The sequence below is a fragment of the Staphylococcus arlettae genome, assembly GCF_002902345.1.
In the GTDB taxonomy this organism is placed as follows: domain Bacteria; phylum Bacillota; class Bacilli; order Staphylococcales; family Staphylococcaceae; genus Staphylococcus; species Staphylococcus arlettae.
Genome location: NZ_PPQB01000012.1, coordinates 178539 through 194678 on the forward strand (window position 1 = coordinate 178539; position 16140 = coordinate 194678).

The window sequence follows — 16140 nt, forward strand, 5'->3', positions numbered from 1 at the left end:
GTTTCTCAACTGTACTTGACTGTTAGAGATACGCTTCAAAGAACCTTTGACCTATAAATTCATTAAAATTTGGATAATCGCAATAACTATAAATACAATAATTATTAAACTTTGGATCTTACTTGGTGTTTTTTGGCCGACTTTCATACCAACTTGAGCGAAAATTATACTTCCGATAATTAAACCAAGTGCTTCCTCAAAAGGGATAAATCCTTGAAATAATTTAACCCCAAAGGCTCCGATTGAAGAAATAAAGGCAATAACTATACTATTAGCAACAACTTGTTTCATTGGCAGTTTAAAAATAACAAGTAATACTGGAATAATAATAAATGCGCCACCTGCACCAACAATACCTGAAATAAGTCCGATTACTCCACCTAAAAACATTAATAGTAATTGGTTATAAGACTTATGATATCGATTATGTTTAGGTTCTATAAACATTAAACATAACGCTAGCAAAGCTATAATAATGTAAACGATATTCACAAAATTTTCGTTTAATAAATTGGCACAAATCGCTCCAACGGTACTTCCAATAATCATACCCACACCCATCTGTAACACTAAAGAAGGTGTGAAATCGGGTCGTGTCGCTGCTTTAATACTGCCACTAAGTGTGCTAAAAAACACTTGGACAGCTGTTAAACCTGATGCTACATAAGCACTGTATTCAGGTAAGCCTAATAATGGTGGAATAAATAACAAAATAGGATAAATAATAATAGCGCCACCTATGCCCACTAAACCAGAAATAAATCCACCAAACGCACCTATAAACAACATCACAAGTATAATGGTCATTTATTGTTCACCAAAGATTGAATTGAGCTTTCCGATATACGTAAATGGGTCACAGTAATTTTATTATTTAATTGTTGATCACACTTCATTACTGTTCTCCTTTCTATATTGTTTCTAACATTACTTTAATTATATTAAATTGCCGGCACTTCATCAAATGCACACAGATTATTTTCAAATACTTTCGTGACACACAATAAAAGGGAGTGGGACAGAAATCTGATTTTGAAAAAATTGATTTCGTCGTCCCACCCCGGCAAGGATGACTAGCGTTGAAAAAAGCTTGGTTTAAAGCGCATTTTCAATGCAGTCAGCTACTGCCAATATGCAAGAGACTAGGACGAATCAATCTTGTCCCAGCCTCTTTTCTTTATTAGCTTTCATCATTCATATTGAATTTAGCATAAATATGTGCACTAATTTTATTTTCGTATTGTCTAATTTTATTAACTCGTAAAATACTGCTTGCTGTATTCACCGGTTTATAAGACTTCCAGTAATTTAATTGCTGAAATAGCTCGTTCAATGTAGACATGTTATTACCACCTAATTATAAATTAATAAAAATAGCTCTTCTATTAATAAGAAGAGCTTTCCACACATCTTCTTATCATTCAGGTTACTACCTGTTGGATTTGGCACATCGCATCAAATAATGCTGTTGCCGGAGTATCATAGGGCCAATTCCCTTCACTCACTCTCAATAAGACGAACTATATTTATTTATATTTAGCTTACATGAAATTTTATCTTTATGTAAGTTATTTGCTTGTATAACGCATTTTTCTATGTGGCACATTGCTTTACTCTACAGTTTGTAATCGGTGGTCTCCGTCTTTTATCCAATTTCGGCGCACACAAATAGAATAAATTGTATAGCTCACGATGATTGGTAAAACAATGTGAAATGCTAGAATTAATACCCATGTATTTAGTGAAGAACCCATCGTATGTATCGTCATAATTTGTCCTATTAAACCACTTGTCCCCATACCTGCACCTGCTGCATTATTTGTCATTGGAAACCATAAGGTCATGAGTGGAGCCACGATAGCACTCGCTAATGTTGGTGGTAATAAAATCATTGGATTTTTAATAATATTTGGTACTTGTAGCATACTCGTACCTATGCCAACAGAGATAAGTCCACTCCAGCGATTATCTTTAAATCCATTAACAGCAAAACCTACCATTTGTGCAGAACAACCAATCGTCGCTGCGCCCGCTGCCAATCCGCTCAAATCAAGCATTAATGCTAAAGCCGCACTAGAAATTGGAGCAGTTAACGTCAAACCAAATATTACAGCTACAATAATTCCCATCACTAAAGGTTGCTGACCTGTAGCAATATTTATAACTTTGCCTAATGATGTCATAAATTCATTTAAAGCTGATCCTAAAACTTTAGCTACCGCTCCTCCTATAATGAGTGTTAATAATGGAGTAATGATAATGTCAATTTTTGTTTTACTAGCATAAAAACGACTTATTTCTACTACTACCAACGTAGCAATATACGCTCCTACTGGGCCACCGCCAAATGTATCATATCCTAATGTACCTACGATGACACAAGAAAATATTACTAGTGGCTTAGATTTCAATCCATATGCGATGGCTGCACCAATAGCGCCCCCCGTCATACTCATTGCTACATCACCAATTTGTGCTAAAAAGCTCAAATCTACTTGTGGCCATACTGTCTGCTTACCAATTGTATTTAATAGTAAGCCAATGATGAGTGAGCCGAACAACCCGAGTGTCATATAGCTCAATGCTTCAATAAACCATCTATTTAAATATGCTTTCATTTATAATCCCTCTTTATTTATCTTAGACTGTATCTACGATTATAGCCCAAATCATCAATCAAAAGTGTGTTTTTAATGAAACGTAATTAAATCATAATATGTATAACTTTCGTAGGAAGTGACCTCTAATATTTCAACGAATTTTTGACAGAAACGTGGAAACATTGACATGTTGCTAACTCTTCAATAAACTTAAATAAGTGAGAATCACTATCATTAAAATTAGGGGTAAAATATTATGAAGTTGTTAAAACCACTATTATTAGTCCTTGGTATTTTGTGCACAATTTTAGGCTTTTTAGGTTCTATATTACCCTTATTACCTACCACTCCGTTTATTTTATTGGCTGTACTATGCTTTGCCAAAAGTTCAGATAAATTCCATAATTGGCTCGTAGCTACAAAAGTTTATAAAAATTATATACAGAGCTTCAAAGAGAATAAAGGTTATACGATGAAACAAAAATTGAAAATGCTCATAAGTGTCTATATTGTTGTTGGATTTTCTATTTTTGTCATAGACATTACACCGATTCGTGTCGGTTTAGCGTTTATGTTACTGTGCCAAACGGTAGTCTTATTTGCATTTATTAAAACACTCCCTAAAGAGTATAATACTGATGACTAAACACAACAGTGTGCTTATTATGACCACCGTTGTGTTGATTTATATTTCAACATTAATGTCTGAGGTATATGACAATAATCATTAGGATATTTGGCCAAATGATGTTGATGTATTTCAGCACTTTTTACATAATTACTGAGTAATTGTACTTCCACTGCAATCTCCGCATAATCTGCTCTATTAGTGAGCCACTCAGTAGCACTTTGTAAATGGGTACTATCTTCACTATAGATACCTGTACGATATTTTTCACCTATATCATCACCTTGTTGGTTTACACTATAAGGATCGATAATTTCAAATAATTGTGAAAGTAAAGTTTCGACTGATGTTTTTGTCGGATCAAATGTTGTTTTTACACATTCGACGTAGCCATCATACGGGCTGTCTAACGTTTGTGTAGTGCCATTTGCGCGGCCCGCTTCCGTCTCAACGACTCCTGGTAATGTTTGTACAAAAGCTTGTACACCCCATAAACAACCACCCGCTAAATAAACAACTTCCAAATTGCCGTCCTCCTCTTAAGTTACTATGGTATATCTCCAAACGTTAAATGTTTGTTGTAAACTGTACTCAACTATTTCAACTTATTGTAAACTGAAATACATGAAAATCAAAATTATAGATGCTAGAGTAATAATTGTTGATAATGACGAATTTTTGTAATATTCGCACAAATTAGCATAAAAATTTCATCACATTAAACGAATAAAACTCCAAAACTATTCGTTATAATATATGATGACACAATTTAAAGAAAATGAGGTTTTAAACATGGATGATTTAAAAATCAACAAGAGATTAATTATGACTCCTGGACCTGTAAGCGTTGACCCAAGAGTGTCTCAAGCAATGTCTAATTCTATATTAGGACAATTTGATTATGAATTCGTAGAAATTATGAATGAAACGATGGAGCTCATCCGTCAGTCATTTTTAACAACAAATCAATGGTCATTTCCAATTGATGGCACGAGTCGTTCAGGCTTAGAAGCTGTTATTTCAAGCATCGTGAAACCAGGCGATGAAGTACTTGTTCCAATCATCGGCCGTTTTGGCTATTTGTTTACAGAGTTAGTTACCCGTGCTGGCGGTATTGTACATAATATTCACAAGCCAATGGGTGAAGTATTCGCTCAAGAAGAGATTATTGCAGCGCTTGATAAGTATCAACCGAGTGTGTTGGCAATCGTTCACGGCGAAACATCTACAGGTCGCTTACAGCCAATCGACAAAATTGGTCAAGCGTGTAAAGAACGTGGAATCTTCTCTGTCGTTGATGCTGTAGCTACCTATCAAGGTGCAGTCATTCCTGTTGATAAATGGCAGCTTGATGCTGTAGTTGGTGGTGCTCAAAAATGTTTATCTATACCTTCAGGCATCACACCTATCACTTTTAATGAACGTTTTAGTGAAGAAATTAATAAGCGTAAACGTGTTGAATTAGGTATTCGCTCTGGTGAAACTACCGAACAAGATCATTTTATACGTAGCAACTACTTAGATTTAACACAATTACAAGACTATTGGAGCCCTAAACGTTTAAATCATCACACAGAAGCTACCACAGCTATTTATGGTTTGAATGTTGGATTGAAGTTAGCCTTATCAGAGGGTGTTGAAGCACGTGCACAGCGTCATGAGTATCATCATCGTGGCTTAAAAGCTGCCTTAGAAGCTTTAGGATTGGACATATTTGGTGATAGTGACAATGAAATGAAAATGGTTATTTGTGTCAACATCCCAGAAGGCATTGATGATGCTGCTTTTAGAGATGGTTTGTTGCGTAATTATGGTATCGAAATCGCAGGTTCATTTGGTGACTTATCTGGTAAGATTTGGCGTATCGGCCTAATGGGTTATGCCGTAAACAAACAAAATATTTTAACATTCCTTTCTGTATTTTCACTGTATTTGAGTCAACAAGGGGTTACAGGAATTGACCCAACTAAAGCGATGGATACTTTAATAAACTACTACGACAATCATTAATTATTTAAACACACACTACATCAATAAAAGCTCAACTATAACTAATATCGTTGCCCTCAGAACGTAGACACCCCTTCGCATTAATTTGCGAAGGGGTTGTTTATTTTCTATATATAATTTTTTGTTAGTAAGCGACCTTAAATATTAGTTCACCTTTCTATAGATTAGCAGTAATTTATGCCAACTCCTGCGGGAATAGCACTAGCCGAAGACTACAGGTTGAGTCAGTGCCCTCGGAAAGCGTGCATAAAAAAACTGCCCACAAAGTCAGAGACTTTGTCGACAGTCTGAGCTCAACCATAACTAAATGTATGGTTGAGTTTTTTTCATTTCAACTCATTAATTATCTTCAACTACTCTATTTTTTGAGGCAGGGTAACCAAAGATAAAGAAACACAATGCCATTATTAATAAAGCGATAATGCCTGAATTCCAACCACCAGTAACGTCATGTAAATAACCTATAAAGAAAGGACCAATTGCCGCAATTAAATAACCGACAGACTGTCCAAATCCTGATAAGGCAATACTGCCATCACCTGTACGTGCTCTAATAGAGAAGAACGTCATACATAAACTGAAACAAGCACCCATTGCAAGACCTGCAATAATTATACCTATAACTAATAATACGAGCGACTGCGTAAAGAATAAGCTAAAGCCTATTAAGAATAACAACGTAATAATGACAACTAAAATACGTTGATCCTTTAACTTAGAGGCAATGATTGGGAACGTAAACGTCATAGGCACTTGTGAAAATTGATTGAGCATAAACAAGTAACCTGCTGTAGATGGATCAAGACCTCTATCAATTAAAATAGATGGTACCCACGCCACTACCGTATAAAAAACCATAGATTGAAAACCCATCGTTAAAGCAACCATCCACGCCAACTTAGAACGTGCAATATTGACTTTATGCGGTTTGCTTGTAGTAGTATGGTCTACAGTTGTGCGTTCCAACTTAGCACCATTTTTTGCTTTAGGTATCCATAAAATAATCGCAATAATCGCTAAGATTATCCAAAATGATAAAGATAATCTAAAGCCTAAAGGAGACATGTCTGATAATGGAACACTTAAACCACCACCTAATCCGGCAGTGAAATTCATCGTGCCACTATAAATACCTGTAGCTACTCCAATTTGTAATGGAAAATACCACTTCACATAGCTCGGTAATACTACATTACCAAAAGCAATAGCAATCCCTAATAATATTGTGCCAATAATAAAGATATTAATATCGCCTGCAACACGTAATATTAAGGCAATGATTAATAAAATCGTAGAGAACAATATTGTGCGAGACATCGTTAAACGTGCAGTTACTTTCGAAACCAGTGGTGATACAATAGCAAAAATAAGCAACGGGATGGTGGTTAAGACGCCAGCAACACTGTTATTGATGTCCAACACATGTTTTATTTCTCCAACAACTGGACCAACAGAAGTCAAAGGTGCACGCAATGTGGACGCAATAAAGATAATTGCTAAAATCACACCCCAATTTTCTTTTATTCTATGTACTTTATAGGGTTCACTCATCTTATACCACCTTTCTATAAAATATTACATTATTTTTTAACACTGCTAATAAAAGGCAACGAACCGAACAAACAAAAATGTTGATCGATTCGTAAGCTGCCTATATAAATAACTTAAACTGTTGCTTTTTCTAAGACAATACGTGTACCTGCTTTACCTTCTAAAGCTTCAATAGCTTCGTCTAGTGAGCAAATGATTGCCTCTTTACCCATTTCAGCAAATTGAATCGCTGCTTCAATTTTTGGTAGCATACTACCTGCTGGGAATTGATCTTCACTTACGTATTGTTTCGCTTCAGTAACTGAAATAGTTTCTAATTTTTGTTCATTTTCTTTTCCGAAATTAATGTATACATTCGAAACATCCGTTAACATCATAAATGTATCAGCTTCGACTTGTTCAGCTAATTTCAAGCCAGAACGGTCTTTATCAATTACAGCTTCTACACCTTGGATGGTACCATTGTCATCGCGATAGACTGGAATTCCTCCACCGCCAGATGAAATAACAATTGCTTGGTCAATAAGGTTTTTAATTTGTCTTACGCCATGAATAACAAGTGGTTCTGGTGAAGGTACTACACGACGATAACCTCTACCAGCATCTTCTACCATGACAAAGCCTTTCTCATTTTCCAAACGTTTCGCTTCAATTTCATCGAAAAATACACCAATCGGTTTCGTTGGATTATCAAAAGCAGAATCATTTTTATCTACTTCTACCATTGTTAACAATGTTACTACATCGCTATCCATATCTAAATCATTTAAATGATTTTTTAGAGCTTCTTCCATCATGTAACCAATAAATCCTTGTGATTCTGCGTTACATGCATTGATCGGCAATGGATTTACAATATCTTTAGCTGCTTCATTTTGGGCAATAATATTACCTACTTGTGGTCCATTACCATGAGTGATCACTACATTGTGACCAATTTTTTTCATTTCTGCCATTTTACGTGTAGCAGAGAACACATTATTATATTGATTTTCGTATGAAGCTTCTTGTTTTGGTTGTAAAATTGCGTTACCACCTAAAGCAAGTACGACTCGCTTATCCATACGTTTCACTCCTTAAAGTTAATGATATATAAATGCCATACAAAGTGTCTTTACCAGAAGATGAACCAACTTCAAGCAGTTGGTTCAAACGGACGATAAATGGCTCATCTTGTAAAATTTTGACTTTCGAACTAAATAATCCATTGAGTGCACAGTGTAGAAATGTTTCCGAAACGCGTGTCGTTAGTGTTTCATCCAATAATTGCCTTAACGTTTCTAAATGAAGCGTTTCTATATACGGTTGGATGGAATGAATGAATAAAATGCCTGTTAAAATATCATCACCAGTAGGAGTTAGCCCTTGGCCTCTTCCAATAACATAGCGTAACATTTGTTCAACAGTCATTTTATCTGTTGTTGTTAAGGCGTTAATGAATCGACGCATCGTTGCAAAATCAAAATCCGAATCTTCATACTCCGAAAAATCGAAAGTAGTTATATTTTCTGTGAGGTCTTCTAAATATTGATTGTGGGGTGGGTGTTCACTTAATATCGTTTCGAGACGCCAAAAGAGTTGGTAGGCTGAATTGAATTCTAGCGTACTATAGCCTACCTTAATCTCTTGTCCTACAACAATTTGGGCGAGGAGTTCATTTCGCGTTTGGCTATCCACGACAATGCCAAACGGAAATGTTCCATTTTCTGTTGTCCCGATAAATATTAATTGATTGTTTTTAGTAATTATATTAAAACCCTTATTGAAAATACTATGCACTGTCCATGTATTACGTTGTACTAAATAATCATAAGCTACTCGTCCAATTGCTTGTGCGCGTAAAATCACACACTAAGTCCTAACTTTTGTGCATAGGCTGTGATTGCTTTTTCGAAACACTCAATTGGAGGATGTACTGTACCTGCTCCAATTTGACCGTAACCAGCAATTTTATGTGCAATACCTGTATTGATTACAGGAGTTATTCCAGTTTCAACAACTTTGCGTGCATCAATACCTAAACATGCACCTTTAAAGTTCCATGTTGGGATTGAGAAGTTAGGATTTTCACCGATACAAATTTCAGTCATTTCGTTACTAATACTTAATGCATCATCAAATCCACCAGTACCTACAAAGCGTGTTACTGCAGGTGCTGCAATCATAGCCATACCACCGACACCGATTGTTTCAGTAATTGCTGAATCTCCGATATCCGTATTAGCATCATCTGCAGAGTAACCTGTAAAGTATAATCCTTCTGGTGTATTAACAGGTGCAGTAAACCACTCATCACCCATACCTGCAATACGTACACCAAAGTTTTCCCCATTACGACACATAGCTGTTACTACAGTACCGTGTTGGATTTGTCTTGCTGCATCCATCATTGCTTTACCAGTTGCCATTGCAACATTTAAGAAGAATTGATCAGTATCAGCTAAGAATTGAATAACTTCGGTACGTTTTGCTGGTTCAATGTCTTCTAATTCTGAAATGATAGGTGCTAATTCTTTAAGGAACGCTAATGATGCAGCAATATTACGTTGATGGAATTCGTCTCCCATAGCAATTGCTTTGGCAATTAATACGTTAACGTTTAAACCACTTTCCATTTGTGCTAATGCTTTACTCAACACTGGACCTAAGACATCTTTCATCCAATGCAAACGATTAACTACTGTTTCGTTATAAGCACCGAAACGTAGCACAGCACCAATACCTTCATTCATTTGGCAATATGCTTCGTTGCCACTTTCTCTATTCTCTACTACTAGAACAGGCATATTAGCAGATGTAATACCACCCATTGGCCCTACTGCATTTACATGGTGACATGGGATAAAAGTAATATCGCCATTTTCCAATAATTTACGAGCTTCTTGTTCATTGCTTGCCCAGCCTTCAAATAGGATTGCACCTACACATGAGCCTTGCATTGGGTCTGTCATGTTCTCATATTGAATTGGCGGACCAGCATGTAATAGTACATGGTCAGTAAGTTCAGGAATTTTTGATTTTGCTGGTACCACATCTACTAAAAATGGCGCTGCAGCAATCATTTTGTCGATAACAGCCTGATTCGCTTCATCTATAGTTTTGTATCCCATGTTAAACTGTCTCCCCTTCATAGTTATTTAAAAACTGTAGTACTTTCATTAATTTTTCGTCTCCACCGGCAATTGGACGCCAGTTAAATTGCACTACTTCTGCGTCACTAGCTTGAATCGCTTCTGTGAAACTTTGTAATCCAATATTGATAACACTTGGTTTCGTATTAATTAAGTTCATAACTTTTTCATCCACAGTTAAGTCTACTGACTGTGCTTCAAATGAACGTAGTTCACGTTGTGGTTGTGCTACATCTTTACCGATTAAGTGTAATGCAGTACGCACCATTTCATCGTTTGTTGCACAAACAACAGCGCCTGCTTCTTTTAAGATATCAATTTGGTCTTGGTAACCTTGTTTATCATGCTCTGTACCAACAACTGTGGCTAAAATCGCAAGTGATCTTCCTGCTTCTTGAACTTTTGCAAGCACACTCTTGATTGTAGGTGCTAATTGACTAGCCATATCATCATGACTGCCATAACCTATTACATTATCCAACATAATTACTGCAGTTGCAGGATCGTCAGATGAAGTTTCTAACATTTCGATACGCTTAGAAGGATCAATCATAGGGTGTGGCTTACCTTGAGTGTACATGTCATCACCTAAGTCGATAATTTCATGATTACCACCTTTATAAGAATAACCTTCTGGTGTTTCACCTTCAGAAGCGTCTCCTAACGTATCTTTGACTAACATTGCTGCTTCAGATGCTAATGTTCCACCTGAATAGTAGCCTTTAATGCCATCTTGTTGTGCAGATAAAGTTAAAGAAATATTATCTAATACTGATGGTTTAAAGCTTGGTGTTTCATCGTTAGCTAATTGTACAGATACTTGTGCTGCTTCATCTAATGTATATGCGTGATAAATATTTTCTTCAGTATATGTTGGTTTAGCACCTAGGAATAATGTCACTACTGGTTTATCAATATTTCTTAAAACATTTAACACTTTTTCTTCCACTTCTTTAGCTGGTGGCTTAGAAATAACTGTAATAACTTTAACTTTAGGGTCATGATTTAATGCTTTAATACTATCTAGCATCGTAATAGCACCAACCTCAGTAGATAAGTCTCTACCTCCAGTACCTAGAGCGTTTGTAACACCTTTATCCATACGGTCGATAATTGTTGTTACTTCTTGAATACCTGTACCTGAAGCTCCTACAACACCAATATTGCCTTCATTCACAATGTTTGTGAATGCTAAAGGTATACCGTGAATAATACCTGTACCACAGTCTGGACCCATAACTACTAAACCTTTGTCATTCGCTAATTGTTTTAAACGAACTTCATCGTCTTTAGCTACATTGTCACTAAACATAAATACATTTAAATTATTGTTTAAAGCATTTTCCGCTTCCATTGCTGCGTATTGACCAGGTATAGATATCAATGCCAAGTTAGGGTTTTTCGCAACTTCTAAAGCACGTTTCCAGTTAGATACTTCGTCTTGCTTTTGACCACTATCTGCACTTTCTGCTTTACCTTTTAATTCAGCATCTACTTGTTCATTGACCTCATCAACTTTAGCCGCATCTTCAGTATCAACAACGATAATGATGTCGTTTGGTTTAGCTGCAGCCATTTCATCTGTACCTAAACCAGATGATTTGAAAATATCTTTATTTGCTGGTGTTCCCATCATAATAGATACTTGATTGATACCTTCAATTGAAGATAATTTGTTAGATAACAACATTAAAACAATTGAATCTTGGTACGTATTTTCTTTAATTATTGTGTGTAACATATTGTTCCTCCAATATTATTCTGTAAATCTATTTTTTCCATGATAACGATCGTAGTGTACATCCTCAGAAATCAGATAATCATAAATATCATCTACAATTTCGATGCCTTCTTTATCATACTTTTCACTACGTAAACGTCCGCGTTCTCCTGGGTAGAAAATTTCTCCGTAACCTTCTGCCGCTGGTTGTGCTTTAAGTTCATCTAGCATTGTAGTCATTTGTTTTTTGAATTGAGTCAAATCAGTGAAATATGCAGGATTGATTACTATGTGTAACTGACCTAAATCACGACCTTTAGTTAAATCTTTATACATAGAAGAAACGTGAACACCGTGTGGTACACCTAACAAACTACCTGATAAAATGTCTACCATCATCATTAAACCGTAACCTTTAGGACCAGCAACTGGTACTAATGCATGGACATCTCTTGAATCTGTTGTAGGCTCACCGTTTGCATTAACAGCCCATGTATCAGGAATCGCTAAATGTTTCGCACGAGCGTCTAACACTTTGCCCCATGCTTGCACTGTTGTTGCCATATCAAAAGTAACGATACGATCGTCATTTGTCGGTGCACTAAATGCAATTGGGTTAGTACCAAAGTATGGTTCAGTACCTCCAAATGGTACGACCATTGGGTCTGATTGACACATACTTAAACCAACCATATTTTCTGCGGCTGCCATTTCTACAAAATAGCCTAAAGCTCCACTATGTGAGATGTTTTTAACACCAACAACAGCAACACCATTTTCTTTAGCCATTGCAATTGCTTTTTCCATTGCTTGTTTTGCCGCTTGATGACCCGGGCCATTATCGCCTTCAAAAACGGCAGTAGATGGACCTGTTTGTTCAAAGTGGTAATTCGGATGTGCTGTAATACCACCTTTGGCGATACGTTCAGAGTAATATTCAACTCTCACAGCACCGTGTGAATGAATACCGCGATGATCAGCAAAAGTTAAAACATCTGACACATCTGCAGCAGCATCTTCATTTAAACCAGCTTTGACTAGTTTGTTTTTCATTAAATCAAATAATTGTTGTTTTGTTACACGCATATCCATTCCTCCTTAGTTGTACTCAATAAGTGTTGTCAAATGCTAAATCATCAGAAGTGTTATGCATGGTACTAGATGCAATTTATATGTAGTTTCGAGTCTTTACTCTGCACTATTAATAAATATCATCTGACTGTAAATAGTCATATATACTTTGAGCAACTGGAATGCCACTCTCTTTATACTGTGCTTTCACTTCTTCTTGTATTTCACCTGGGTAGTATACTTGGTCAAAACCTTTAGCCGGTTTAATCGCATGTAATTCTTCTACCATTTCTGAAACTTGTTTTAAAAATTGGTCTTTATCACCAAAGAATGCCGGGTTGATAACAATATGGAATTGTCCTAATCTTCTATACTCAGATAAATCTTCATACATAGAAGTTACGTGCTTACCAAATGGTAAACCTAGAAGGCTGCCGGATAGAATATCAATCATCATCATTAATCCATAGCCTTTAGGTCCTGCCACTGGCAATAATGCACCAACTTCAAATGGATCCGTTGTAGGCTCTCCATTTTTGTCTACAGCCCAAGTGTCTGGGATTGATTTATTTTTAGAACGTGCGTCTAAGATTTTGCCCCACGCTTGCACTGTTGTTGCCATATCAAATAAGATAGGTTCACCATTTTCACGAGGTGCGGCAAATGCAATTGGGTTAGTACCAAAATACGGTTCTGTACCACCAAATGGTACGACCATTGGGTCTGATTGACATACAGTTAACGCGACCATACCACGTTTTGCTGCTTGTTCTGCAAAGTAACCAATGGCACCACTGTGGCCAATTTCTTTCACACCTACCATGCCAATACCACTGTCTTCTGCAAGGGTAATTGCTTTTTCCATCGCTTCATATGCTACATAATGACCGACAGTATTATCGCCAAAGTACGTACCTGTTGAAGGACCTGTTTGCTCGAAGTTAAATTGTGGATCAAGGTTCAGCCCTTTTTTAGCAATACGTTCAGCATAATATTGCGTGCGGACCGAGCCGTGTGAATGAATACCTCGCTCATCAGCAAAAATCATTAAGTCAGCAGTCTTATCAGCTAAATAATTAGGTAGACCCGCATTGACTAATTTGGTCTTAAATAACTCGCGTAGTTCATTACGTTCGACATATACTAATGCTTCTTCACTCATGCTTAACAACCTTCCTTAAATTTCGATATCTCTATTAGCATCTTTTGAGTAGATATACGCAAATGGTTCATCAAGACCTACAGCATAAGTTGCTTGTGGTGCATAAGCTCCCATAAAGATATAGTCGCCTTTATCTACTGGTTGCCATTCGTTATCTAAATTGTACATGCCACGACCGCTCAATACGTAAGCACCATGTTCTTGTACGTGAGTTTCAATATAGCCATGTGAAGCTCCTGGCTCAAATGTTAAAATATGAATGTTCATATCATATGCCAACTCTTTTGGTAATAAGTCTAAAATACGTACCTCTGCCATACCTTCATATGGTTCTTGTGTCATTTCATTCACGTTACCTGAAACAACTTCTGGTGTATAACCTTCAAGAGGTTGGTAACGTTTTTTGTATAAGAATACACGGCTATCTTCATTTTGGTTATTGTTTTCAAATGTCATTACTTGATGTGCTGGCACATATAAATAGCCACCTGCAGATAATTCGTATTTTGTATCATCTGCATACGCGTTAATATTTCCATATTCAACATAAATAAATGTTTGAACACCATCGCCACCAAATCCTTGAGTGTTACCACCTTGGTTTTTTAATGTAACGATGTAATCTACGAAACGTGCACCTAATCTAGGCGTACCTAAAATTGTTACATCACAGTCTTCAAAACCTGGAACAACATTATTAACTAAGCCATCTGGCGTAATAACAGCATAGTTGTCCTTTTTAATAACTGAACGTGTTTCTAATAATCCTTCTCTATATCCTTGATTATGATTTAAGTAACCCATAAATATAATGCTCCTTTATCTAATTATTTATTATTGTTGCATTAAAAATTTGTGTATTAGTAGCTCAAACTCATGCGCTAACTAATTATTCTTCGTAAGCCAGTTTATATAAAACGTGTTTTAACACTTCTACACCTTTGATTAAATCTTCAATACGTGTCTCTTCTTCAACATTATGACTGATACCATTAATCGATGGCACAAACATCATAGCTGTTGGTACATATTTGGCAAAGATTTGTGAATCGTGACCTGCACCTGAAGGCATTGTTTTATAGTCTGTTTCGCCTACAACATGTGTTGCAGCATCACCGATTGTTTGCACTAACTTATCATCCATAAGTGTTGGTGCTTCGTCCATCCATAAGTCGATGTCAAAGTTGACGCCTTCTTGTTGTGCAACATCGCTAATACATTTTTCTATTTCTTCTGCAAATGCATTTAATGCATCTTGGTCGATATGACGACAATCAATCGAGAATGTAACTTCACCAGGGACAACGTTAACAGTATTCGGTACTGGGTCTACACGTCCAAATGTTAGTACTAATGGATCGCCAATTTCTCTTACTCTGTCTGTGAGTTGGCTAGCAATTTTACTAAATGCTACGACAGCATCATTACGTAACCCCATAGGCGTAGTTCCAGCATGATTAGCCTCACCTTTTAAGTTCACCGTATAACGCTTTTGACCTACGATGCCATTAACTACACCGATAGATTTTTCTTCTGTTTCAAGCACTTTACCTTGTTCAATGTGCACCTCAACAAATGCTTTAATATGGTCGTAGATGTTGTCTGTTGAACGGAAATCAAAACCACATTGACGCATTGCATCTACAAAACCGACGTCATTACCATCTTTAATTGTTTCGACGTCAGCATTATTAGCTAAGTTGAAAAAGTTTTTACTTCCCCAAAAAGCGTATGGGAATCTGCTACCCTCTTCTTCTGCAAGTGCTAAAAGCTCTAATGAACGTAACGGTTGACCATACTCTGCTTTCAACGCTTGCATTGCTGTCAATGCAGCAAGAACGCCATATTGCCCATCAAGATGTCCACCTTCTACTACAGTATCAATATGAGAACCTGACATGATTGTTTCTTCAGGGTACTTACTTCCAACCAATTTCCCTTTTAAGTTCCCAATACTATCGAATTCTGCTTCGAATCCGTCTTGCTCTAATGTTTCTTTTAATGCTTGTACAGCATTTGACCATTCAGTTGAATATAGGAGACGTGTAATTCCGCCGCCTTCTAAACCACCAAATGCAGTAAATTTTTTATCTAAAGCTTCAAAATAGGATTTGATATCCATCAAATTCAACTCCCTTTCTATTGCATATTCTATTATAAGCGTTTACATTTTAGTTATCATTCACATAATTAACAATAATAGATCCTAGTTTTATTCGAATTACACAAATACTTAGAAAATTTAATTTGAGATAATAAATTTAACA

Annotated in this window: 15 protein-coding genes and 1 riboswitch; of the genes, 2 read left to right on the forward strand and 13 right to left on the reverse strand. The window is 36.4% G+C overall.

Annotated features, from left to right (window positions below):
* Window positions 1-51: 51 nt before the first annotated feature.
* The 3 genes from CD036_RS06840 to CD036_RS06845 all read right to left on the reverse strand — a co-directional run bounded on the left by CD036_RS06840 (window position 52) and on the right by CD036_RS06845 (window position 2618).
* Window positions 52-807 carry a sulfite exporter TauE/SafE family protein gene (locus tag CD036_RS06840; RefSeq protein WP_002510695.1) on the reverse strand — a complete coding sequence of 252 codons (756 nt, stop codon included), beginning with the start codon at window positions 805-807 and terminating at the stop codon, window positions 52-54.
* 373 nt (window positions 808-1180) lie between these two features.
* A complete protein-coding gene (locus CD036_RS13155; protein WP_172606409.1) occupies window positions 1181-1342 on the reverse strand; it encodes a hypothetical protein in 162 nt (53 codons plus the stop codon).
* 69 nt (window positions 1343-1411) lie between these two features.
* Window positions 1412-1517: riboswitch (SAM riboswitch) on the reverse strand.
* A 93-nt stretch (window positions 1518-1610) separates the two neighbouring features.
* A complete protein-coding gene (locus CD036_RS06845) occupies window positions 1611-2618 on the reverse strand; it encodes a PTS sugar transporter subunit IIC (RefSeq protein ID WP_103388262.1) in 1008 nt (335 codons plus the stop codon).
* 238 nt (window positions 2619-2856) lie between these two features.
* On the opposite strand from CD036_RS06845, the gene CD036_RS06850 reads away from it, so the two are divergent.
* Window positions 2857-3246, forward strand: a complete 390-nt coding sequence (locus tag CD036_RS06850) for a YbaN family protein (RefSeq protein WP_002510697.1) — start codon at window positions 2857-2859, stop codon at window positions 3244-3246.
* A gap of 17 nt (window positions 3247-3263) precedes the next feature.
* On the opposite strand, the gene CD036_RS06855 is transcribed toward CD036_RS06850, so the two are convergent.
* Window positions 3264-3752, reverse strand: coding sequence for a peptide-methionine (S)-S-oxide reductase (locus CD036_RS06855; RefSeq protein ID WP_103388263.1), 489 nt, complete (start codon window positions 3750-3752; stop codon window positions 3264-3266).
* A 268-nt stretch (window positions 3753-4020) separates the two neighbouring features.
* Between CD036_RS06855 and CD036_RS06860 the strand changes: the two genes are divergently transcribed.
* Window positions 4021-5238 carry a pyridoxal-phosphate-dependent aminotransferase family protein gene (locus tag CD036_RS06860; RefSeq protein WP_103388264.1) on the forward strand — a complete coding sequence of 406 codons (1218 nt, stop codon included), beginning with the start codon at window positions 4021-4023 and terminating at the stop codon, window positions 5236-5238.
* Window positions 5239-5577: 339 nt separating this feature from the next.
* On the opposite strand, the gene CD036_RS06865 is transcribed toward CD036_RS06860, so the two are convergent.
* The 9 genes from CD036_RS06865 to allC all read right to left on the reverse strand — a co-directional run bounded on the left by CD036_RS06865 (window position 5578) and on the right by allC (window position 15995).
* A complete protein-coding gene (locus CD036_RS06865) occupies window positions 5578-6789 on the reverse strand; it encodes a CynX/NimT family MFS transporter (protein WP_002510700.1) in 1212 nt (403 codons plus the stop codon).
* A 113-nt stretch (window positions 6790-6902) separates the two neighbouring features.
* The gene (gene arcC, locus CD036_RS06870) at window positions 6903-7853 is read right to left on the reverse strand and encodes a carbamate kinase (RefSeq protein ID WP_021459473.1); all 951 of its coding nucleotides are present in this window, start codon (window positions 7851-7853) and stop codon (window positions 6903-6905) included.
* The gene (locus CD036_RS06875; protein WP_021459474.1) at window positions 7846-8637 is read right to left on the reverse strand and encodes an oxamate carbamoyltransferase subunit AllH family protein; all 792 of its coding nucleotides are present in this window, start codon (window positions 8635-8637) and stop codon (window positions 7846-7848) included. The genes arcC and CD036_RS06875 overlap by 8 nt, the downstream gene beginning before the upstream one ends.
* A complete protein-coding gene (locus CD036_RS06880) occupies window positions 8634-9899 on the reverse strand; it encodes a YlbE family protein (RefSeq protein WP_002510703.1) in 1266 nt (421 codons plus the stop codon). Before CD036_RS06880 ends, CD036_RS06875 begins: the two co-directional genes overlap by 4 nt.
* Window position 9900: 1 nt before the next feature.
* On the reverse strand, window positions 9901-11661 hold the full coding sequence (gene fdrA, locus CD036_RS06885; RefSeq protein ID WP_002510704.1) for an acyl-CoA synthetase FdrA: 1761 nt from the start codon (window positions 11659-11661) through the stop codon (window positions 9901-9903).
* A gap of 15 nt (window positions 11662-11676) precedes the next feature.
* On the reverse strand, window positions 11677-12726 hold the full coding sequence (gene allD, locus CD036_RS06890) for an ureidoglycolate dehydrogenase (protein WP_103388265.1): 1050 nt from the start codon (window positions 12724-12726) through the stop codon (window positions 11677-11679).
* Between the two features lie 115 nt (window positions 12727-12841).
* Window positions 12842-13873, reverse strand: a complete 1032-nt coding sequence (gene allD, locus CD036_RS06895) for an ureidoglycolate dehydrogenase (protein WP_002510706.1) — start codon at window positions 13871-13873, stop codon at window positions 12842-12844.
* Window positions 13874-13888: 15 nt separating this feature from the next.
* On the reverse strand, window positions 13889-14677 hold the full coding sequence (allE, locus tag CD036_RS06900) for a (S)-ureidoglycine aminohydrolase (RefSeq protein WP_002510707.1): 789 nt from the start codon (window positions 14675-14677) through the stop codon (window positions 13889-13891).
* 85 nt (window positions 14678-14762) lie between these two features.
* Window positions 14763-15995, reverse strand: a complete 1233-nt coding sequence (gene allC, locus CD036_RS06905) for an allantoate deiminase (protein WP_002510708.1) — start codon at window positions 15993-15995, stop codon at window positions 14763-14765.
* Between the last annotated feature and the right edge of the window lie 145 nt (window positions 15996-16140).

Bases quoted from the DNA above. Each gene is read 5' to 3' on its own strand.
- CD036_RS06860 (WP_103388264.1), top strand. From the start codon at position 4,021: ATGGATGATTTAAAAATCAACAAGAGATTAATTATGACTCCTGGACCT.
- CD036_RS06845 (WP_103388262.1), bottom strand. From the start codon at position 2,618: ATGAAAGCATATTTAAATAGATGGTTTATTGAAGCATTGAGCTATATG.
- CD036_RS06865 (WP_002510700.1), bottom strand. From the start codon at position 6,789: ATGAGTGAACCCTATAAAGTACATAGAATAAAAGAAAATTGGGGTGTG.
- allD (WP_103388265.1), bottom strand. From the start codon at position 12,726: ATGCGTGTAACAAAACAACAATTATTTGATTTAATGAAAAACAAACTA.
- CD036_RS13155 (WP_172606409.1), bottom strand. From the start codon at position 1,342: ATGTCTACATTGAACGAGCTATTTCAGCAATTAAATTACTGGAAGTCT.
- CD036_RS06840 (WP_002510695.1), bottom strand. From the start codon at position 807: ATGACCATTATACTTGTGATGTTGTTTATAGGTGCGTTTGGTGGATTT.
- allD (WP_002510706.1), bottom strand. From the start codon at position 13,873: ATGAGTGAAGAAGCATTAGTATATGTCGAACGTAATGAACTACGCGAG.
- CD036_RS06880 (WP_002510703.1), bottom strand. From the start codon at position 9,899: ATGGGATACAAAACTATAGATGAAGCGAATCAGGCTGTTATCGACAAA.
- allE (WP_002510707.1), bottom strand. From the start codon at position 14,677: ATGGGTTACTTAAATCATAATCAAGGATATAGAGAAGGATTATTAGAA.
- arcC (WP_021459473.1), bottom strand. From the start codon at position 7,853: ATGGATAAGCGAGTCGTACTTGCTTTAGGTGGTAACGCAATTTTACAA.
- allC (WP_002510708.1), bottom strand. From the start codon at position 15,995: ATGGATATCAAATCCTATTTTGAAGCTTTAGATAAAAAATTTACTGCA.
- CD036_RS06850 (WP_002510697.1), top strand. From the start codon at position 2,857: ATGAAGTTGTTAAAACCACTATTATTAGTCCTTGGTATTTTGTGCACA.
- fdrA (WP_002510704.1), bottom strand. From the start codon at position 11,661: ATGTTACACACAATAATTAAAGAAAATACGTACCAAGATTCAATTGTT.